Below are 20,767 nucleotides of genomic sequence, written 5' to 3' on the forward strand. Positions count from 1 at the left end.
AAAAAACGGCGGTTGGATGGGCGCCAACCGCCGTTTTGCATATCGAGTGCAAGCCTCAACCGTCGCCTTGACGGCCTTTACCGTAGGTGGATGCCAGGGCGCGGGCCTTTTGCAGACGCTCTTCCAGCTTGGGCAGCGTCTCATCCACCAGCGCTTTTATTTCCGGGACATCCGACGCGGCACCTTCCTGCTTGAACAGCGCGATGGCGTCTTCGTTTTCCTTGACCTGTTGCGCGGTGTAGGCAGCATCGAAGGAATCACCGTCCTTGAGCTCGGGCATGAGGGTTTCGGCTTTGTCGACGATCTTCTCGCGCGGCGCCACGGGCAGGTCGAGCTTCTTGGCGATGGCCGCCAGATGCTGGTTGGCCAGGGTGCGCTCGTTGATCACCTCGATGGTGTAGTCCTTGATTTCCTGGGACGAGGTCTTGGCGTGGGCCATGCGGCTGGTTTCGATATCGGCCATGCCTTTGGCCGAAGCCTGCTCGATGAATTCAGCCGGCGACTGGGCGAAAGCATTGCTGGCGCCGAGGCCCAGCAGCATCGCGAAACTGGCGGTGCGTAACCGGATAGCCATGCGGCTCATGATGGGTTCCTCCAGGGCAAAAATAGGTGCGAGAACATACGCCCCGCTCTGAATTCGAATTTTAACCGCCGCAAAGGTTTAGAAAAAGCTTGCCAGTGCGACGAACGGTCGCCGCCTCACGCCGGTTTACTGCCGAACAGGCCCGGCAACGCGTGGGCCAGCGCATTGATGGCGAAGCCGATGAACATCACCCCACAGAGCTTGGTGATGAGGATTTCGTGACGCTGATACACCGTGCGTACCCGCTGTGCGCCCACCACGCCGATCAGAATCGCGTAGGCCAACAGCCCGCCGATAAAGCTCAGCAAGATCAACGATGGCAGCATCGCCCAGGTCAGCAGCTCGGCACGGCTGGACAGCAAGGCGGTAAACGTGGCGACGGCCACCGGGTAGGCCTTGGGGTTGGTCAGGCCGAACAGGATGCCGTGCCAGAACGGATGCCGCGCCGCGCCCTGGGGTGCCTCACTGCTGCGGCGCTGGGTACGGATCGCGCGCCAGCCCAGCCAGAACAAGTACGCGCCACTGAGCACGCCCAGCACATCGAACGCAGTGCTGCCGACTTCCCGCGCCCCCACGATCGCAATCAGCGCGGTGCTGCACCACAGCACATCGCCGAGCAAATGCCCGCACAGAAAACCGGCCCCGGCGCGACGCCCCCGGGCCGCGCCGATACCGAACACGGCCAACACCCCCGGGCCAGGCGTAATACCGTAGATAAAACCCGAAGCGAGGACGGCGAGCAGCAAGGATGGGGTCATGGGCGTGACTCTGACTGACGGTTGAGAGGTGGAAGGATTCTGCACGTTCCCGCGCTACGGGTAAAACTGCATGCCGGCATAAGGCTTGGCGCGACAGGCTTGCAGGCGCGAGGCCAGATCACCGACATGGGCTTCGAGCTTGTGGCCATCGGGGTCGAGAAAATAGAACGAAGCGCCCTCGCTGCGGTTGTCGCGCCACTCTGCTACGCCGGCGGCTCGCAGGCGTTGCACCAGCGCGGCGAAGTCGCTCGCGCCTACCGTGAAGGCAAAGTGGGTGTATTCAGCCGCCGGCACCGACGGGCGCAGTGGGTCGAGGCACAGGCACAGCCACAAGCCGGGCAATGACAGGTAGGCGCCGTTGTCCCAGGTGGCGTCGAGACGAAGTTGCAGCAGGTCATGGTAGAAGCTGACGCTGCGCGGCAGATCGGTGACGGCCAGGGTCAGGTGGTTGAGGCCGGTGAGCATGGGGTCGTTCCTGTTAGTGGCAACCTTCGGACAATACACCCTGCACCTGCGCCTTCAACCACTGCAACCCCGAATCCCCTCCCCGCCGCGCATGCCACGCCAGCTCAAAGGCGAACGACGGAATATGAAACGGCGGCGGCACCGTCGACAGTTGCTCACGGTCGATGTTGAGCACGCCCCTCGACGAGACGGTCAGGATCAGGTCCGTGCCCTCGATCAACTGCGGCGCCACGCCCCAATGCGGCAGGCTGATCGCCACATGCCGCCGCTCACGGATCACGCTCAGCGCCCGCTCGATTTCCGGGGTGCCGCTGCCGCGCATTTCCAAGAGCACATGGGGCCGCGACAGGTAGGTGGGCAGGTCGAGCGTGCCGCTGGGTGGCAGGCTGGCGTTTATCGGCAAGGCGCCGCTGTGGATGTGGGCCGGCGGTGTATTTGGCGTGTGCTTTATCTCGTTGGCGTTGATGCTGCTGCCCAAGCTGGGCGCATCGGGCTTTATCGCGCTGGCCATGGCCGGGCAACTTCTCGCCTCGCTGCTGCTCGATCACTTCGGCCTGTTCGGCCTGGTGGAACGCCCGCTGACAACGCCCCAGGTACTGGGCGCGTTGCTGTTGATCGGTGGCGTCGCGTTGATTCAGTTCAGCGCCACCCCCGCCCGCGCACTCGCGACGGCGAGCTGATCAGCGGTTGTTCAGAGAGGCCAGCCGATGGATCTCGGCTTGCTCCACCACCGGCTGTGGTGCGCCGTGACGCACCGCCGCCAACATCGCACGGCCAACAGTCTCGGTGCTGACTACCCAACCTGGCTTTATCCGACGCACCAACGAGAGCAACGGCCCGAGTACCGTATAGAACAACGCGTACAACGGCGTCTTCGAACGCACGTCGTGCAACGGCTGAATCAGCCCTGGCCGGAACACATACACCGCCTTGAACGGCAGGCGCAGCAAGGCATTCTCGGTCTTGCCCTTGACCCGCGCCCACATCGACTGGCCCGTTTCGGAACTGTCGGTGCCGGCGCCGGACACATAGATAAACGTCATTTGCGGATTGAGCCGCGCCAGGGTGCTGGCGGCGACCAGGGTCAGATCATAGGTAAGATGGGTGTAGCGGGTTTCATTCATCCCCGCCGATGAAACACCGAGGCAAAAGAAGCAGGCATCGAAACCTTGCAGCAAGTTCTCCAGAGCCTGCAAATCCAGCATGTCCGCGTGCAGCACCTGATGCAGTTTGGGGTGCTCCAGGGTCAACGGCGTGCGGCCGACGGCGACGACTTCCTGCACGTCGGCGGCCAGCAGGCACTCGCGCAGAACGCCTTGACCGATCATGCCAGTGGCACCGAATAACAGAACTCTCATCAAATCCTCCTTCATCCCGCTAGATTTACCTAGCCGACAGACAAGTCTTTTGAACGCTATCGGCACATCCGTTTGCACGCTGACACCTTACCTAATCGCGTGACGCACAACCTGAATAAATTACATGCCCCCACGAAAACGCCACACTCTAATACTCCTCTGACGCAAAGGGCACAGATTAGAAAGCGTCTATCGAGACATCTATTCGCCATCATAAAAAGTAGGACCTTACTCACACAAATAACTCCATTTTGAGTTACGAGCACGGGAAATGTCTGACTTATTTCACAATGGTTTACCCGCTACTGTTTTCCGCCAACGCCCAAGGACGAATAGGCAAATGGAAAACACATCATTCACAAACAAATTTTCAAACTACAAAAAACTAATTGAGCTGGCTGAAACAGATTGGCACTTTGCAAAGACAGGCAGAATATGCGAACTCAACGTCACCATCAAAAACAACAACTACCTGACCGACCAGCACGGACGTGAATTCCATCACTTCTGCACAACCTCATATCTCGGCCTTGATTATCATCAAGACATAATAGAGGGAGCGATTTGCGGAATAAGGGAGGCTAAAACCCTCCGAATTGCAAACTCAAAAAACCGATGCAAACTTGAAATTCTGGAACGGTACGAACAGGAGCTTTCGACTCTCTTCGACTCCATCTGCTTGAGTACTTTATCGTGCAGTTCAGCCAGCTCGGGGCTACTCCCCTTGCTCGCCAGCGGAGTGCTTACAAATAACTGTTCGCCAACAATGGTTTTCGACAAGCATTCTCACTATTCCATGAACCATATCAAAGCCTCATGCGCTGATGAGACCGAAGTTAAAACAGCGCCACATAATGATCTTTCCTTCATTGAGGAATTATGTAAAAAACGAAAGAAGGTCGCCTATGTATGCGATGGAATATATAGCATGGGCGGAATTGCGGACATTGATGGGTTACTTTATTTGAAGTCGCGTTACGGACTATTTCTTTACATGGACGACTCCCATGCGCTATCGGCATTCGGAGAGAGAGGAAGAGGTTTCATCCGGCCGCGCATACAAACGCTAGACGATCAGACGTTAATTGTAGCCTCTCTAGGTAAATCCTTTGGTGCTAGTGGGGGATTAATCATGTTTGGTAGTGAAAGACAAAAGACCCTGATGCACCGATACGGAGGCCCTAGCAACTGGTCTCAAAGCCTAAATTCGGCAGCTATAGGTGCAGGACTAGCCTCAATAAAAATACATCAAACGGAAGAACTGTGTTCACTTCAAGAGAAACTCCTACTCAACATAAAATTATTTGACAGCCTGATACATACCGACCAATCCGGTACAAATGCTGCAATACGGCTGATCACCTGTGGCAAAGCGGAAAAAGCAAACACCCTCACCATTCATCTTGCGGAAAAAGGCTTTTTTACATCCTCCGTATTTTTCCCAGTGGTGCCAAGAGGAAAAGCTGCAATACGCGTCACTCTTCGAGCAGACATGGACCCTGCAACAATAATATTATTTTGCTCGTACCTCACCACTCTACTGAACAAGCACGAAATCAATAATTAACACTCACACCAGCTAAAAAACAACATTCACTTACTCGCATTGATTATTAACCCCTCTAAAAACCAGGCACCTGTGAACACCACGATAATCCTATAAGACGCATAACAATCCCCTTGAAACCTGGAGTGAAGGACAATACTTATTGAAAAATACCACCCCCCTAGCCCTCGCCTGCAGCGCCGCATTCCTTTCCCAAGTGGGCATCAGCAGCTACCTGCCGGCAGTCCCGGCCATCGCCCAGTCTCTACCGGCCGCCGAAGAGCAGGTCGCCCTGGCCTTGGCAGCATATCTGGTGGGCATGGCACTTCCGATGTTGCTGTGGGGCAGCCTGGGCGAACGCTTTGGCAGAAAGCCGGTGTTGCTGGTGGCGCTGGCGGTGTATGCGTCGGCGAGTGTCGCGATTGCGTCGGCGTTCAATGTTGAGTCTTTTCTGGCACTGCGCCTGATTCAAGGCCTGGGCGCGGGCGGCATATCGGTGATGGCGCGAGTATTGGTGCGGGACAGTTTCAGCGGCACGCTGTTGGCCAAAGGCTTGTCGTGGTTGGGGATGACCTTTGTGATCGCCCTGGGCATCGGCCAATTCCTGGGTTCGCTGTTGCAGGCAGCATTTGGCTGGAAGGCGATCTTTTATAGCCTAGCGATCGGCGCCGTCATATTGATGCTGGTGTTACCACGCGTGATTTTTCCGACATTGGTGAAGGCCGATTCGTCGGCGTCAGCCTGGCGCATTTACACCCGGATTCTGCGACACCCCGCGTTCCTGCATGCAGCATTAGCGGGTGGGTTGGGTTATGCGGTGATCATTGCGTTCAACACCTGTGCGCCGATGATTCTGCAGGGGCGTTTCGAGTGGAGTGCCGCGCAGTACGGCTGGCTGGGCTGGCCGATCAGCGGGGCGTATCTGGCGGGAGCGTTGATGGTCAATCGCTTCGTCGCGCACACGGGCCGTTTGATGATGATGTGCTGGGGCGTGGGGTTAGTGTTGCTCGGCACAGCGATCATGCTGCTTGGCAGTGTGTTTGCCAGCGGGCTCGCATTGCTGCTGTGGTTGCCGTATTGCCTGGCGGTGCTGGGGCAATCAATGAGTTACCCCATCAGTTTGTCCGTGGCCAATGATGAGTCACCGATCAGCGGCTCCTACGCCATGGCGTTGAGCGGCTTTATGCATCAGTTGATAGCGGCATTGATCGGTGGTGTGGCAAGCCTGCTAGTGAGTCAGCAGGCATGGCCGTTGGCGCTGTTGTGCGTGGCCTTGGCGGGCGGCGCATGTGTGTGTGTCGCCTGCTGCCGGTCGGATCAGAACGCGCTGCGGAAAATCTCCTCAATCTGACGCTGATCAGCCCGGCGTGGGTTGGTCAGGCCACAGGCGTCTTTCAACGCGTTGGTGGCCAGCAGCGGAATGTCCTGCAACTTGGCGCCCAGTTCGCGCAGGCCGGCGGGGATGTCGACATCCTGGGACAGGGTACGGATGGCGGCGATGGCGGCTTGGGCGCCCTCTTCCGGCGAGTTGCCGTTGATGTCCGCACCCAACGCACGGCCGACGTCGCTCAAGCGCTTGGCACTGACGCTGGCGTTGAAACTCTGCACATGAGGCAGCAGCACCGCGTTGCACACGCCGTGGGGCAAGTCGTACAGGCCGCCCAGTTGGTGGGCCATGGCATGCACGAAACCCAGGGAGGCGTTGTTGAACGCCATGCCGGCGAGGAACTGCGCATAGGCCATGTTTTCCCGCGCGGCCTTGTCGGTGCCGTCGCGTACCGCCAGGCGCAGGTTGGCGCTGATCAGTTCGATGGCCTTGATCGCGCAGGCGTCGGTGATCGGCGTGGCGGCGGTGGATACGTAGGCTTCGATGGCGTGGGTCAGGGCGTCCATGCCGGTGGCGGCGGTGAGGCCCTTGGGCATGCCGACCATCAGCGACGGGTCGTTGACCGACAGCAGCGGCGTGACGTTGCGGTCGACGATGGCCATTTTCACGTGACGGGTTTCGTCGGTGATGATGCAGAAACGGGTCATCTCGCTGGCGGTGCCGGCGGTGGTGTTGATGGCCACCAGCGGCAGTTGCGGCTTGCTCGATTGGTCGACGCCTTCGTAGTCGCCGATATGCCCGCCATTGGTCGCGCACAGTGCGATGCCCTTGGCGCAGTCATGGGGCGAGCCGCCGCCCAGGGACACCACGAAATCACAGGCGCTCTGCTGCAACAGCGCGAGGCCTTTCTCGACGTTGTCCACATTGGGGTTGGGCTTGGCGCCGTCGTAGATCACCGAATCGATGTCCTGCATCGCCAGTTTCTCGGCGATCATGCTGACCACGCCCGCCTTCGCCAGGCCGGCGTCGGTAACGATCAGGGCCTTGCGAAAACCGTAGTTGCGAATGGCGACCATCGCGTCGTCAAGGCAGTCAGTGCCCATGATGTTAACGGCGGGGATGAAGAAGGTACTGCTCATGGCGAATCCTCAGAGGCGTTATGCCGACAGCATCAACGTTCATCACAGGGCCCACCTTGATCAGGATCAACCCTCGCTCGTGATAAAGTCACCGACCCGCCGATTTCGAGTAGACCCGCCGCGATGAAGGATTTCCAGGATATTGACGCCCACCTTGAAGACTGGAGCGCACTGCGCAGCGCCATCGACTTCAGTGGAATTCTGATCGGCAACGGCGCCAGCCGAGCGATTTGGGAAGACTTTGCCTACGACTCGCTGTTCGAAAACGCACGCACCGTTGAAGAAAAACCCTTGAGCCAATCCGAGCTGAGCGTGTTCGACGCTCTGCAGACCCGCAGTTTCGAGCAGGCCCTGAGCGCGCTGAAGACCACCAGCCGGGTCAACAAAGCCCTGGCGGTCAGTTCGGCGGCGCCGCGCAATCGCTACTATGCGATCAAGGAAGCATTGATCAACACCATCCACGCCGTACACATCCCGTGGCGCCTGGTGCAGCCGTCGACATTGGCGACGATCAACGCGGAACTGGCCAGCTACTCCACGGTATTCACCAGCAACTACGACTTGCTCAACTACTGGGCGATCCTGCACACCCCCGGCATCGACGACCTGTTCCGCAGCGCCGACGCCAGCTTCGACCTGCGCGACACCCGCACCGACACCACGCGCATCCTCTACCTGCACGGCGGCCTGCACCTGGTGCGCAACCTCGACGGCACCGCACGCAAATTGCCGACCACCGACAGCACCCTGCTCAGCAGTTTTGCGATCAACAACACGATCAAGACCCTGGACGATGTGCCGTTGTTTGTCAGCGAGGGCAAGGTAGAAGAGAAGCTCAAGACCATCCGCAGCTCGGATTATCTGTCGTTCTGCTACGAGCAGTTACTCGGCCATGAAGGGGCACTGTGCATCTTCGGCCACGACCTGGGAGCGCAGGATAAACACTTGGTGGATGCGATTCGCCAGGCCCGGGTGACGACCCTGGCGATCGCGGTATCGGGGCGCAGCGATGGGTTTATCCGCCAGCAGAAGCGGCGGTATTCGCAGTTGTTCGATGGCAGTGGCGTGGCGTTGAGATTCTTTGCCGCGCGCAGCCATGCGCTGGGGCATCCGGCACTGTCGGTGCCGGTCGAACGCTGAGGTCCTGAGCCGCTTGCGCAGGGTCAGTGTATTTGCCTGGAGACAAACGACAATAATTCTCGATATCATTCACGACTTTTCTACGTCGTGCTTCGCCAAGAAGGATATCCATGTCGCGTCCCAAATCCGACCCGCTGTCGGACGATGCCTTTCGCGGGTTTTATGCAGACATTCTGTATTTCCTGCGCAAGCGCACGGACAACGCCAGCGACGCGGCGGACATGACCCAGGATGTCTTCACCCAATGGCTGGACTACCGCGACCGGGCCAAGGTCGAGCAGCCACGGGCGTTTCTGTTCCAGATGGCGCGCAACCTGTTGCGCGATCACTGGCGCAAACAGAAGGTACGGCAGGCCGTCCACGCCGATCAGGTTGAAAGGGATGCCGAGCCGGTCATTGACGAGCACAACCCGCCGATGGCCGCCGCGCTTCGCCTGCAACGCCTGGAACAGTTGAAAGAAGTCCTCGCCGAACTCTCGCCGCGCAGGCGAGAAGCCCTTATGCTGCATCGCTTCGAAGGCTTGAGCCAGGCGCAGATCGCCGAGCGCATGGGTATTTCGACCAGCATGGTGGAAAAGCACATCGCTTTTGCCCTGCTGCATTGCAAGCGACGCCTTCAACCTGACCCCGGCACGGAGCAGCCAGCATGAACCGCCTGAGCGACATCGACGCCCCGGACATCGAAACGAGCGACGCCGTCGATGCCCAAGCCGCCAGCTGGTTTGCACGCAACCGCAACGCCACCGCACGTGCCGACCGCAAGGCCTTCGCCGCCTGGCAGGCGGTGCCGGCCCATGCCCAAGCCTATGCCGAATTCGAACAACTGTGGGCCGACCTCGCCCAGTTGCAGCAACTGAACACGCCCGTGGCGCTGCCCAAGCGCACCGCCGTGATCTGGCGCCCGGCCCTGGCCGTGGCGGCCGCCCTGCTCTGCGCGGTGCTGACCACGCCCCTCGGCGCGCCGCGCGAGTTGTACCACACCCAGGTCGCAGCCCACGCCAAGGGCATGCGTACCCTGAACCTGCCCGATGGCAGCCGCCTCTACGTGAATGCCAACACCCGCCTGCGCGTAGATTTCAGCGCCCACCAACGCATCGTTCACCTGGACAAAGGCCAACTGTATATCGAAGTGGCGGCCGACAAGGAACGGCCGCTGTACGTGCAAGCCGGCGAAGCGACGGTGCGCGTGGTGGGCACCGCTTTCGATGTGCGACGCGGCCAGCAGCAACTGGTGGTGAGTGTTGCCCACGGCCAGGTGGCGTTCGCGCCGGATGCGACCAAACCGGTCGCGTTGCTCGGCGCCCAGCAACGCGCCACCTTCGACTACGCCAAGGGCACCGTGCAACAACAAACCCTCACCGCCGAGGAGGTTGCCGACTGGCGCAGCGGGCATTTGTCGTTCCGCAATCGCGAGCTGGCCAGCCTGATCGATGAGTTGAGTTTGTACCGTCCCCAACCCCCGCTGCAGGTGAGTCACGCCGTGGCGCACCTGAAGGTGTCAGGCAACCTGGATGTGCATGACCCGGATGCCTTGCTCAACGCCCTGCCCGCCTTGTTGCCGGTGAAAACCGTGACCTCGGCCGATGGCATTGTCCGGATCGAACCCCGAAAATAACCCTGCAGCAAACACATGAGAATATTTTTCATTCGCATGTGTGGTTTTTTTCCCCAGCCCCGTCTTCCTCCTGATTGTGTTCGATCCGCACACCTTTTTGGCTGTTTGGCCACCCCGGGGGATTTCATGTTTCGCGCGCCTTGCCACGCTTCGCACCTGCTTTTTCGACCGAGCCTAATGGCGACATGCCTGGCCTTCAGCCTCAGCGCCCATGCGCAGTCGTTCACGCTGCAACTGCCCGCCCAGGCGTTGGCCACGTCCCTGAGCCAGGTCGCGCAACAGGCGAAAATCCAGCTGCTGTTCGATGAAAAGCAGCTCAAGAACGTCCAGGCGCCGGCGCTCAACGGCGACTTCACCGCGGAAGTAGCGATTCGTACCCTGCTGAACAATGGCGCGTTCACCCTGATCAAGGTCGGCAGCACCTACGTCGTGCGCCCCGATGAGGGCAAGACCACCAGCAGCGGCGCGATCCAGCTGGACGCCTTGAGCGTGATCGGCACCGGCAATCAAGTCGACTCCAGCACCGTTGGCCGTTCGACCCTGAGCCAGGCGGACATCGACCGCTACCAGGCCAACAACATCCCCAGCCTGCTGCAGACGTTGCCTGGGATCAGCCAGGGCGGTTCGCTCAAACCCGGCGGCCAGACCATCAACATCCGTGGTTTCGGTGACGCCGAAGACGTCCCGCTGACCGTCGACGGCGCCACCAAGAGCGGCTTCGAGCGCTACCAGCAAGGCACGGTGTTCATCGAGCCCGAGCTGATCAAGAGCATCGAAGTGGAGAAAGGCCCCAACTCACCGTTCAGCGGCAACGGCGGCTTTGGCGGCACGGTGAACATGACCACCAAGGATGCCCCGGACCTGCTCAAGGACGGCCGCAACAGCGGCGCGATGCTCAAGTACGGTTATTCCAGCAACGACCACGAACAGGTCTACAGCAGCGCCGTGTATGGCCGCACCGACGATGGCCGGTTCGACGCCCTGGCCTACCTGACCCAGCGCGACGGCGGCGACATGAAGGTGGCCGCCAAGTTGCCCAACGAGAACAACCAGTACCCGATCAACCCCCAGCGCCTGCCCAACACCGCCCAGGATGTGGACGGCAAGCTGTTCAAGGTCAACGCGCACTTCACCGATGAGCACAGTGTCGGCCTGTCTTACTCGAGCGCCCGCAGCAACCGGTGGACGCCGTTTTCCGCCGCGAGCTACCCGACGCCACCGACCCAGGCCAACATCGACCGCTACGGCTACGAAGGCGCGTTGAAACGTTTCCTGGCCAACCGCGACACGCTCGACACCACTTGGTCGGGCAAGTATGAATACCAGCCCCTGGACAACCCGCTGGTGGACCTGACCGTCAAATATTCACAGTCCGACACCCAGCAGACCGACGAGCGCGACGCCACCGCGTTTTTCCAGCTGGCCACCGGCGGGCGCAAGATGGACACGGCCTACACCGACAAGCATCTCGACATCCGCAACGTCAGCCTGTTCGACACCGGGCCGTTGCAACACGCACTGACAGTCGGCGGGCAAATCCGCAAGCACACCCGCGAAACCGAGATGTGGATGCCCGGCGCCACCTACAACACGCCGCGCTACAACTATGGGCATTTCCAGCCGAGCTTCATGCCCCATGGCAAGGTGGATACCAACAGCTTCTTCATCCAGGATGCGCTGACCCTGGGCGACGTGACCGTCACGCCATCGCTGCGCTACGACCATGTGCGCAACCGCGGCGAGGCCAACGATGCGCCGTACTACAGCAACCCCGACCCGGCCATCGGCCACGACTACAGCGATCGCACCTATACCGGCTGGTCGCCGCGCCTGGCGCTGTTCTGGACCGTCACCCCGAACGTCGCCCTGTTCGCCAACTGGAGTCAGACCTGGCGCGCCCCGGTGATCGACGAACAGTACGAAGTGCAGGGCCTGGGCAGCCGCACCGCCACCAGCGTCGACCTCGACCCCGAGCGCATCACCTCGATCACCGTGGGCAACATCACCCGCTTCGACAACCTGATCGCCCAGGACGATAACCTGCAACTGCGCACCACCCTGTTCCACAACAAAGTCGAAGACGAAATCTTCAAGGCCACGGGCGTGGGCTGCCAGAACCAGGCTATCAACGGCGGCACCATCGCCACCGCGTGCCCGCCGGGGCCGAGGTCCAATTACCGCAACATCGGCGGCCTGACCATCAAGGGTTTCGAGCTGGAATCGTTCTATAACTCCACCTACCTGTTCGGCTCGGTATCGTTCGCCTACGCCACCGGCAAGCACGAAGGCGCCTACACCAACCCATGGGGCCCGGATGTGTCGGCCCGCGACATTCCGCCGACCAAATGGGTGCTGGTCATGGGCACCCACATCCCGGCCTGGGATGCCCAGGTGGGATGGATGGGGCAATTCATCGGCGCGACCGATCGCCTGCCCAGCGATAAATACTCCGGCGGCCCCGGCTCCGGCGTCGGCGACTTGTTCTACGACCAGTACGGCAACAAGCGCTACAACACCCAGGGCCTGTTCGCCAAATGGGCGCCGCAACAGGCTTACCTGAAAGGCACCGTGGTGAACTTCACCGTGGACAACCTGTTCAACAACAACTTCCGTCCGGCGCTGAGCGGCGACCGTGCCTACACCAAGGGGCGCGACGCGAAGATCAGCGTGACACGGTTCTTCTGACAGCGGCCTAGCGGTTGCGCACCAGGCTCAACTCGGCCGTCGGTGTGCGCTGCTTGCTCAAGTAGCGGGTACAGCTGACGCGCAGAAACGAAGCAAAATTGACCACCTCGCCGCGGTAGTCCATGACTTCCTCGTACAGCTTGGTGATCAGTTGATTGGTGGTCATGCCATCCACGCTGGCGATTTCGCTGAGGATGTCCCAGAACTGGTTCTCCAGGCGCACGGTGGTGACGACGCCGCAGATGCGCAGGGAGCGCGAGCGAGACTCATAGAGAATCGGGTCGGCCTTGACGTACAGCTCGCACATGGCGATGACCTCCGTTGCTTACAAGGTGATTGTCGTGCCCAGCAGGCCGAGGAACCCGGCCAGCCAGCTTGGGTGCGCCGGCCAGGCCGGCGCCGTGGCCAGATTGCCTTGAACGTGGCTGTGGGTCACTGGAATATCGATGAACGAACCGCCCGCCAGGCGCACTTCCGGGGCACAGGCCGGGTAGGCACTGCACTCGCGACCGGCGAGGATACCGGCCGCCGCCAGCAGTTGCGCGCCATGGCACACCGCAGCAATCGGCTTGCCGGCTTGATCGAAGGCGCGCACCAGTCGCAGGACTTTTTCATTCAGGCGCAGGTATTCCGGCGCACGACCACCGGGCACCAGCAGCGCATCGTAGTCGGCGGCTTCGACCTGGGCGAAATCCGCATTCAGGGCGAACAGGTGACCGGGCTTTTCGCTGTAGGTCTGATCGCCTTCAAAGTCATGGATCGCGGTTCGCACGGTCTCGCCGGCCGACTTGTCGGGGCACACCGCGTGGACGATATGACCGACCATCAGCAGCGCCTGGAAGGGCACCATCACTTCATAGTCTTCGACATAATCGCCGACCAGCATCAGGATCTTTTTCGCAGCCATGGGGCATTCCTCCAGTTCAATGGTTGGGCAGACAAGAGTAGTCAAGATAGACGCGTGCCGACGGGCCGGGTAATCCCCCGCTACTACAACTGTACGGATCAATCCGCGCCCAGCTGTAGACCCCCGATTCGCGGAGGTTGTGGCTAGATGATCGTCCACTTCCGACCACTCGATTCCGGTTCCCGCCATGAGCTCGCGCGAAAACACCGGCATGGCCCTCGGCCTGCTGGGCGTCATCATCTTCAGCCTGACCCTGCCCTTCACGCGTATCGTGGTGCAGGAAATTCACCCGCTGCTCAACGGTCTGGGCCGTGCGTTGTTCGCCGCGATCCCGGCGGCGGCGCTGTTGCTGTGGCGCCGCGAGCGCTGGCCGAGCTGGCGCCAAGTGCGCGGCCTGTGCCTGGTGATTGCCGGGGTGATCCTCGGCTTTCCGGTGTTGTCGGCGTGGGCCATGCAGACGCTGCCGGCGTCCCACGGCGCGCTGGTCAATGGCCTGCAACCGCTGTGCGTGGCGCTGTACGCCGCGTGGCTGTCCCATGAACGGCCGTCGAAAGCCTTCTGGGCCTGCGCCGCCTTGGGCAGCGCGCTGGTGCTGAGTTATGCGTTGATCAGCGGTGCCGGCAGTATTCAAGCGGGGGATCTGTTGATGCTCGGCGCGATTGCCGTGGGCGGCCTGGGTTATGCCGAAGGTGGGCGCTTGGCCAAGGAGATGGGCGGCTGGCAGGTGATCTGCTGGGCGCTGGTGCTGTCGACGCCGCTGTTGATCGGCCCGGTGGCTTACCTGGCGGTGCAGCATCAAGGCGCGATTTCCATGGGCACCTGGTGGGCGTTCGGTTATGTGTCGCTGTTCTCGCAGTTCCTGGGATTCTTTGCGTGGTACGCCGGGTTGGCCATGGGCGGCATTGCGCGGGTCAGCCAGATTCAGCTGTTGCAGATATTCTTCACCATCGCGTTTTCGGCGTTGTTCTTTGGTGAACACATCGAGCCGATCACCTGGCTGTTCGCTTGCGGGGTGATCGTGACGGTGATGCTGGGGCGCAAGACCGCGGTGCAGCCGGCGCCAATCTCGAAGGCCAATGCGATTTAACGGTGGGAGGGGGCTTGCTCCCGATAGGGGTCTATCAGCAACAAATGTGCTGACTGACCCTCTGCTATCGGGAGCAAGCCCCCTCCCACATTGGCTTCGTGTTCAGCCGAGGTAACCGTCGGTGCGCAACAGGGTTTCCAGGCAGTGCTCGGTGATGTGATAGAAGTCCTTGAGTGCCTGAATCTTGTCCAGTAGCTGCGCGTTGTCCACCGGTTCGGCGCGTTTCACCGCAAGGATCATCTTGTTCTTGTTGGTGTGTTCCAGAGAGATGAACTCGAACACCTTGGTCTCATAACCGCAAGCCTCCAGGAACAAGGCGCGCAGGCTGTCGGTGACCATTTCCGCCTGCTGGCCCAGGTGCAAACCGTATTGCAGCATCGGCTTCAACAGCACAGGGCTCTGGATCTGCAGGCGGATCTGTTTGTGGCAGCACGGCGAGCACATGATGATCGACGCACCGGAACGGATGCCGGTGTGGATCGCATAATCGGTGGCGATGTCGCAGGCATGCAGGGCGATCATCACGTCCAGCTCGCTGGGCGCGACGCTGCGCACGTCGCCGCAGGTGAACACCAGCCCCGGGTGTTCGAGGCGGGCGGCGGCGGCGTTGCACAAGCTGACCATGTCTTCGCGCAGTTCAACACCGGTGACCTCGGCCTCGACATTGAGGGTGTTGCGCAGGTAGTCGTGGATGGCGAAAGTCAGGTAGCCCTTGCCCGAGCCGAAATCAGCGACGCGCACCGGTTGGTCCAGCCTCAGCGGGGATGCGATCAGCGCATGGCTGAACACTTCGATGAACTTGTTGATCTGCTTCCACTTGCGCGACATCGACGGGATCAGCGCGTGCTTGGCGTCGGTCACGCCCAGGTCGGCGAGGAACGGCCGGCTCAGGTCGAGGAAGCGGTTCTTCTCCCGGTTGTGCTCGGCCGACGGCGCCTCACGCAATTGCTGCGGCTTGCTTTTGAACAGCGAGCTTTTGTTCTTCTTGCTGTATTCCAGCTGGGCTTCGTCGGTCAGCGCCAGCAAGTGTGCGTTCTTGAACGAGGTCGGCAACAACTCGGCAATCGCCGCCACACCGTCGGCCACCGGGAGGTTTTTGGTGATGTCGCGGGTTTTGTAGCGGTAGACGAAGGACAGGCAGGGCTGCTCCTTGACCGTCACCGCCTTGATGATCAGCCGTTGCAGCTCGGCTTCCTCACCGACGTACTTGGCCAGCACCAGCTTGATAAAGGCGTTATGCGCAAGGCTTGCGCTGAGCAGTTCGATGAACTGGGCGTGATGATCCGGCGCAGGGCGGGCAGGTTGAGCGGTGACGGACATGAACAAAAACGCCTCGGGCTGGGAATGCCGGGCATTTTAGGGGGGATGGGGGCTGAGGGCACGGGGTTATTTGATCAACGGTAAGATTGGGGGCCCCACCGCAGATCCAAATGTGGGAGGGGGCTTGCCCCCGATGGCAGTGTGTCAGTCAGCTCATCTGCAACTGATGCACCGCTATCGGGGGCAAGCCCCCTCCCACATTGGGTTCGGCACTGCTTGGGTTATTCGAGCACGATCAGGCGATTGGGCAACTCATTGCGCGCGTGCGTCAGCGGCACATGCACCTTGAGCAACTCACCGCAGGCTTCGATGCAGGCAATGAACCCGGCCAATGTCTGGCCCTGTTTCACCTGCTGGGTAAACGCCTTGACGATACCATCCCAACTGCTGTCATCCAGGCGTTTGGAAATCCCGTCATCCACCAGGATCTCCACATAGCGCTCGGCCTCGCTGACAAAAATCAACACCCCGGTGCCGCCCAGCGTGTGGTGCAGGTTTTGCTCGAGGAACTGACGCCGCGCCAGGTTCGACGCGCGCCAGTGGCGTACCGAGCGGGGGATCAAGCGGGTAGTGACTTTAGGCAGGCGAAACACCAGGCACAGCACGATGAATGTCGCCCACTGCGCCAACAACAAGGTGTACATGCTCAGGTAGCCCGAGAAATAATGCACCACCCCCGGCACCACCAACGCGATCAGGCTGGCCCACAGCAACGGGATGTAGGCGTAATCGTCGGCACGCGCGGCCAGCACGGTCACCAGCTCGGCGTCGGTCTGTCGCTCGACCCGGGCGATCGCTTCGGCGACCTGGCGTTGTTCGTGTTCAGTCAGTAGTGCCATGGTTGTAAACGCTCGTTTTTAGTTATTGTCATCACCAGCCGCCCGAAGCCCCGCCACCGCCGAAACCGCCACCGCCGCCGCGAAAACCGCCGCCACCGCCACCGTCCCGGCCGCCTCGGCCGCTGCTGCTGAGAATCGCCAACAGAATCGCCCACACCGGCAGGCCCAGGCGATTGCACAGCCACAACACGCCGATCAGCAGGATAAACAAACCGATGGAAAACCCCGGATTATCCTTGGCGAAGTTGGCATCCGCCACATGGGCCGGCACCGCCAGCGGCTCGCCGCCCACCACCTGGATCATCGCGGCGACGCCGTCGCTGATGCCCTGGCTGAACTTGCCGGCCTTGAACTTGGGCGCAATCACCTGATTGATGATCACCCACGACTGCGCATCGGTCAGCGTGCCTTCCAGGCCATAACCGACTTCGATGCGCAATTTTCGCTCATCGCGGGCGACGATCAACAGCGCACCGTTGTCCTTGCCCTTCTGGCCGATGCCCCACTGGCGCCCCAACTGATAACCGTAGTCTTCAATCGGCACGCCCTGCAGGTCAGGCACGGTGACCACCACAATCTGGTCGCCACGGCTTTGCTCCAGCGCCTGCAATTGCTGGGTCAACTGCTCGCGCACCGCCGGGTCGATCATCTGCGCGGTGTCCACCACCCGCCCGGTCAATGCCGGGAAGGTCAACGCCGCCTGGGCCACGCCCGCGCAGGCCAACAGCCACAGCGCCAGGCCTATCCGTAATAAACGCATCGACACCTCAATGCAGCTTTATTTGAACTTCACTTGCGGCGCTTTATCGGCATCGGCAGTGGTGGCTTCAAACGTGGCGCGGATCGGCAGATCGCTGTACATCACGCTGTGCCACAGGCGCCCCGGGAACGTGCGGATCTCGGTGTTGTACGCCTGCACCGCCTGGATAAAGTCGCGACGCGCCACAGCGATACGGTTTTCCGTGCCTTCCAGTTGCGACTGCAGGGCCAGGAAGTTCTGGTTGGCCTTCAGGTCCGGGTAGCGCTCGGACACCACCATCAAGCGGCTGAGCGCACTGCTCAACCCGTCCTGGGCTTGCTGGAACTGCTTGAGTTTTTCCGGGTTGTCGAGGGTGCTGGCGTCGACCTGGATCGACGTGGCCTTGGCCCGCGCTTCAATCACCGCGGTGAGGGTGTCTTGTTCATGGGTTGCGTAACCCTTGACCACTTCCACCAGGTTGGGGATCAGGTCGGCACGCCGTTGATACTGGTTCTGCACCTGGCCCCAGGCCGCCTTGGCCTGTTCATCCAGGGTCGGAATGGTGTTGATGCCACAACCGCTCAGCACTGTGCTGATCAATAGCAAAGCCGCGGCCTTCAAGCCCCAGCGGTAACCTTGTGCTGCTTGCATGGTGTTTCTCCTGCCCAACCTTGATGGAATTTGACGACTCGCCCTATAAACCGCGCACATGGGGCATAATCCGCCCCCACTACTGGAATGCATCGAGCCAATCAGCTAAAAAGATGCCCAGCGCGATAAAGAGTTCAGAGTGTGCTGCATTTTTCTGAACGACACCCGAACAACAATAGACGCTCCCCACATTTTGGCCGATCAGCCTAACCGCTGTGCAGTGCGCCGAAAAAGGATATTCATGAAGAAGCTGTGTTTGCTCGGCCTTGTTGCCACTCTGGCCACCCACCCCGTCTGGGCAGAAACAAAGCCTGCTGCGCTTAAAGACAAGGACGCCTTCGTCAGCGACCTGCTCAAGCAGATGACCCTCGATGAAAAAATCGGCCAATTGCGCCTGATCAGCATCGGCCCGGAAATGCCCCGCGAGCTGATCCGCAAGGAAATCGCCGCCGGCCGCATCGGTGGCACCTTCAACTCTATCACCCGCCCGGAAAACCGTCCGATGCAGGACGCGGCCATGCGCAGCCGGTTGAAGATCCCGATGTTCTTCGCCTACGACGTGATCCACGGCCACCGCACGATTTTCCCGATCAGCCTGGCCCTGGCGTCCAGCTGGGACATGAACGCCATCGGGCGCTCCGGGCGCATTGCTGCCCAGGAAGCTGCAGCCGACAGCCTCGACATCACCTTTGCGCCGATGGTCGACATCTCCCGCGACCCGCGCTGGGGCCGCACCTCCGAAGGCTTCGGTGAAGACACCTACCTGGTGTCGCGCATCGCCGAAGTGATGGTCAAGGCCTTCCAGGGCAGCAGCGCGGCGAATGCCGACAGCATCATGGCCAGCGTCAAGCACTTCGCCCTGTACGGTGCGGTGGAAGGCGGTCGCGACTACAACGTGGTCGACATGAGCCCGGTCAAGATGTACCAGGACTACCTGCCGCCCTACCACGCGGCGATCAAGGCCGGTGCCGGCGGTGTGATGGTCGCGCTCAACTCGATCAACGGCGTGCCCGCCACCGCCAACACCTGGTTGATGAACGACCTGCTGCGCAAGGACTGGGGCTTCAAGGGCCTGGCCGTCAGCGACCACGGCGCGATCTTCGAGCTGATCAAGCACGGCGTGGCCAAGGACGGGCGTGAAGCCGCCAAGCTGGCGATCAAGGCCGGCATCGACATGAGCATGAACGACTCGCTGTATGGCAAGGAATTGCCGGGGCTGCTCAAGTCCGGCGAGATCGAGCAGAGCGACATCGACAACGCCGTGCGTGAAGTGCTCGGCGCCAAGTACGACATGGGCCTGTTCAAAGACCCGTACCTGCGCATCGGCAAGGCCGAGGACGACCCGGCCGACACCAACGCCGAAAGCCGTCTGCACCGCGCCGATGCACGTGACATAGCACGCCGCAGCATGGTCCTGCTGAAGAACCAGAACGACACCCTGCCGCTGAAAAAATCCGCGACCATCGCCCTGGTCGGCCCATTGGCCAAGGCTCCCATCGACATGATGGGCAGCTGGGCCGCCGCCGGTAAGCCGGCACAATCGGTGACCCTGCTCGACGGCCTCAACGCGGTGATCGGCGAAAAGGGCAAGATCATCTATGCCCGTGGCGCCAACATCACCAACGACAAGGCCGTGGTCGACTACCTCAACTTCCTCAACTTCGATGCCCCGGAAGTGGTGGATGACACCCGCCCGGCCCAGGTGATGATCGACGAAGCGGTCAAGGCCGCCAAGGATGCCGATGTGGTGGTCGCTGCCGTGGGCGAGTCCCGTGGCATGTCCCACGAATCCTCCAGCCGCACCGACCTGAACATCCCGCAAAGCCAGCGCGACCTGATCAAGGCCCTCAAAGCCACCGGCAAGCCACTGGTGCTGGTGCTGATGAACGGCCGTCCGCTGTCGATTCTCGAAGAAAACCAGCAAGCCGACGCGATCCTGGAAACCTGGTTCGCCGGCACCGAGGGCGGCAACGCCATCGCCGACGTGCTGTTCGGTGACTACAACCCATCGGGCAAGCTGCCGATCACGTTCCCACGCTCGGTGGGGCAGATTCCGACCTACTACAACCACCTGACCATCGGCCGGCCGTTTACCCCAGGCAAGCCGGGTAACTACACCTCACAGTACTTCGATGACACCACCGGGCCACTGTTCCCGTTCGGCTATGGCCTGAGCTACACCACGTTCAGCCTGTCGGACATGGCGCTGTCGTCCACCACCCTGAACAAGAGCGGTAAGCTCGACGCCAGCGTCACCGTGAAAAACACCGGCAAGGTCGACGGCGAAACCGTGGTGCAGCTGTATATCCAGGACGTGGCCGGCTCGATGATCCGCCCGATCAAGGAGCTGAAGAACTTCCAGAAAGTCATGCTCAAGGCTGGCGAAGAGCGCACGTTGCACTTCACCATTACCGAAGAAGACTTGAAGTTCTACAACACCCAGCTCAAGTTCGCAGCGGAACCGGGTGAGTTCAATGTGCAGATCGGCTTGGACTCCCAGGATGTGCAGCAGCAGACCTTCGAACTGCTCTAACGCCCGCCCCCGCCCTCTGTAGGAGCGAGCTTGCTCGCGAAGACCGTTAACGATGACGCGCATGCTGAATGAACG

19 protein-coding genes and 2 pseudogenes are annotated in these 20,767 nt (G+C 60.8%); 9 read left to right on the forward strand and 12 right to left on the reverse strand.

Translation table 11 applies throughout. The features are described from left to right. Positions 1-55: 55 nt before the first annotated feature. From INT12_RS20375 to INT12_RS20390, 4 genes and pseudogenes are all read right to left on the reverse strand, one after another. The gene (locus tag INT12_RS20375; RefSeq protein ID WP_017844866.1) at positions 56-583 is read right to left on the reverse strand and encodes a DUF4142 domain-containing protein; all 528 of its coding nucleotides are present in this window, start codon (positions 581-583) and stop codon (positions 56-58) included. 116 nt (positions 584-699) lie between these two features. Then, positions 700-1,341 (reverse strand): LysE family translocator, encoded by a 642-nt coding sequence (locus INT12_RS20380; protein ID WP_046384396.1) that lies wholly within the window; start codon positions 1,339-1,341, stop codon positions 700-702. A 54-nt stretch (positions 1,342-1,395) separates the two neighbouring features. Beyond that, positions 1,396-1,806, reverse strand: coding sequence for a fosfomycin resistance glutathione transferase (gene fos / locus INT12_RS20385; protein WP_017844864.1), 411 nt, complete (start codon positions 1,804-1,806; stop codon positions 1,396-1,398). A gap of 13 nt (positions 1,807-1,819) precedes the next feature. Further along, a pseudogene (locus tag INT12_RS20390) lies at positions 1,820-2,200 on the reverse strand (LysR family transcriptional regulator); the annotation flags it as partial. Between INT12_RS20390 and INT12_RS20395 the strand changes: the two are divergent. Further along, positions 2,193-2,486 (forward strand): annotated as a pseudogene (locus tag INT12_RS20395) (DMT family transporter); the annotation flags it as partial. The pseudogenes INT12_RS20390 and INT12_RS20395 overlap by 8 nt on opposite strands. On the opposite strand, the gene INT12_RS20400 reads toward INT12_RS20395, so the two are convergent. Beyond that, positions 2,487-3,164, reverse strand: a complete 678-nt coding sequence (locus INT12_RS20400; protein ID WP_017844861.1) for an NAD(P)H-binding protein — start codon at positions 3,162-3,164, stop codon at positions 2,487-2,489. It abuts the pseudogene before it with no gap. 340 nt (positions 3,165-3,504) lie between these two features. Between INT12_RS20400 and INT12_RS20405 the strand changes: the two genes are divergently transcribed. Continuing rightward, positions 3,505-4,731, forward strand: coding sequence for an aminotransferase class I/II-fold pyridoxal phosphate-dependent enzyme (locus tag INT12_RS20405; protein ID WP_193040815.1), 1,227 nt, complete (start codon positions 3,505-3,507; stop codon positions 4,729-4,731). Positions 4,732-4,873: 142 nt separating this feature from the next. After that, entirely contained in the window at positions 4,874-6,061 is a 1,188-nt protein-coding gene (locus tag INT12_RS20410) for an MFS transporter (RefSeq protein ID WP_193058987.1), read from the forward strand. Here INT12_RS20410 and yiaY read toward each other — a convergent pair. Then, positions 6,028-7,176 carry an L-threonine dehydrogenase gene (gene yiaY, locus INT12_RS20415; protein ID WP_193040813.1) on the reverse strand — a complete coding sequence of 383 codons (1,149 nt, stop codon included), beginning with the start codon at positions 7,174-7,176 and terminating at the stop codon, positions 6,028-6,030. The genes INT12_RS20410 and yiaY overlap by 34 nt on opposite strands. A 123-nt stretch (positions 7,177-7,299) precedes the next feature. Between yiaY and INT12_RS20420 the strand changes: the two genes are divergently transcribed. The 4 genes from INT12_RS20420 to INT12_RS20435 all read left to right on the forward strand — a co-directional run bounded on the left by INT12_RS20420 (position 7,300) and on the right by INT12_RS20435 (position 12,616). After that, positions 7,300-8,316, forward strand: coding sequence for a DUF4917 family protein (locus tag INT12_RS20420; RefSeq protein WP_169884306.1), 1,017 nt, complete (start codon positions 7,300-7,302; stop codon positions 8,314-8,316). A 110-nt stretch (positions 8,317-8,426) separates the two neighbouring features. Next, positions 8,427-8,966 (forward strand): RNA polymerase sigma factor, encoded by a 540-nt coding sequence (locus INT12_RS20425; protein WP_017844857.1) that lies wholly within the window; start codon positions 8,427-8,429, stop codon positions 8,964-8,966. Beyond that, positions 8,963-9,931 carry a FecR family protein gene (locus tag INT12_RS20430; protein ID WP_046490287.1) on the forward strand — a complete coding sequence of 323 codons (969 nt, stop codon included), beginning with the start codon at positions 8,963-8,965 and terminating at the stop codon, positions 9,929-9,931. Before INT12_RS20425 ends, INT12_RS20430 begins: the two co-directional genes overlap by 4 nt. A 126-nt stretch (positions 9,932-10,057) precedes the next feature. After that, on the forward strand, positions 10,058-12,616 hold the full coding sequence (locus tag INT12_RS20435; RefSeq protein ID WP_193040812.1) for a TonB-dependent receptor: 2,559 nt from the start codon (positions 10,058-10,060) through the stop codon (positions 12,614-12,616). A 7-nt stretch (positions 12,617-12,623) separates the two neighbouring features. Here INT12_RS20435 and INT12_RS20440 read toward each other — a convergent pair whose 3' ends face one another. Next, positions 12,624-12,923, reverse strand: a complete 300-nt coding sequence (locus INT12_RS20440) for a ribbon-helix-helix domain-containing protein (RefSeq protein WP_017844854.1) — start codon at positions 12,921-12,923, stop codon at positions 12,624-12,626. An 18-nt stretch (positions 12,924-12,941) separates the two neighbouring features. Next, on the reverse strand, positions 12,942-13,523 hold the full coding sequence (locus tag INT12_RS20445) for a DJ-1/PfpI family protein (RefSeq protein WP_102618437.1): 582 nt from the start codon (positions 13,521-13,523) through the stop codon (positions 12,942-12,944). Positions 13,524-13,710: 187 nt separating this feature from the next. Between INT12_RS20445 and INT12_RS20450 the strand changes: the two genes are divergently transcribed. Then, positions 13,711-14,610 (forward strand): DMT family transporter, encoded by a 900-nt coding sequence (locus tag INT12_RS20450; RefSeq protein WP_046490281.1) that lies wholly within the window; start codon positions 13,711-13,713, stop codon positions 14,608-14,610. Positions 14,611-14,712: 102 nt separating this feature from the next. Here the strand turns inward: INT12_RS20450 and INT12_RS20455 are convergent, their stop codons facing one another. The 4 genes from INT12_RS20455 to INT12_RS20470 all read right to left on the reverse strand — a co-directional run bounded on the left by INT12_RS20455 (position 14,713) and on the right by INT12_RS20470 (position 18,159). Further along, on the reverse strand, positions 14,713-15,930 hold the full coding sequence (locus INT12_RS20455) for a class I SAM-dependent methyltransferase (RefSeq protein WP_017844851.1): 1,218 nt from the start codon (positions 15,928-15,930) through the stop codon (positions 14,713-14,715). Between the two features lie 221 nt (positions 15,931-16,151). Then, on the reverse strand, positions 16,152-16,769 hold the full coding sequence (locus INT12_RS20460) for a TPM domain-containing protein (protein WP_193041241.1): 618 nt from the start codon (positions 16,767-16,769) through the stop codon (positions 16,152-16,154). Positions 16,770-16,800: 31 nt separating this feature from the next. Continuing rightward, positions 16,801-17,529, reverse strand: a complete 729-nt coding sequence (locus INT12_RS20465; RefSeq protein WP_017844849.1) for a TPM domain-containing protein — start codon at positions 17,527-17,529, stop codon at positions 16,801-16,803. A gap of 18 nt (positions 17,530-17,547) precedes the next feature. Continuing rightward, positions 17,548-18,159 (reverse strand): LemA family protein, encoded by a 612-nt coding sequence (locus INT12_RS20470; RefSeq protein WP_017844848.1) that lies wholly within the window; start codon positions 18,157-18,159, stop codon positions 17,548-17,550. A 241-nt stretch (positions 18,160-18,400) separates the two neighbouring features. Here INT12_RS20470 and bglX point away from each other — a divergent pair, with 241 nt between their 5' ends. Then, positions 18,401-20,692, forward strand: coding sequence for a beta-glucosidase BglX (bglX, locus tag INT12_RS20475; protein ID WP_017844847.1), 2,292 nt, complete (start codon positions 18,401-18,403; stop codon positions 20,690-20,692). Positions 20,693-20,767 lie beyond the last annotated feature (75 nt).

The organism is Pseudomonas sp. K8, from assembly GCF_014889455.1.
Lineage (GTDB): Bacteria > Pseudomonadota > Gammaproteobacteria > Pseudomonadales > Pseudomonadaceae > Aquipseudomonas > Aquipseudomonas veronii.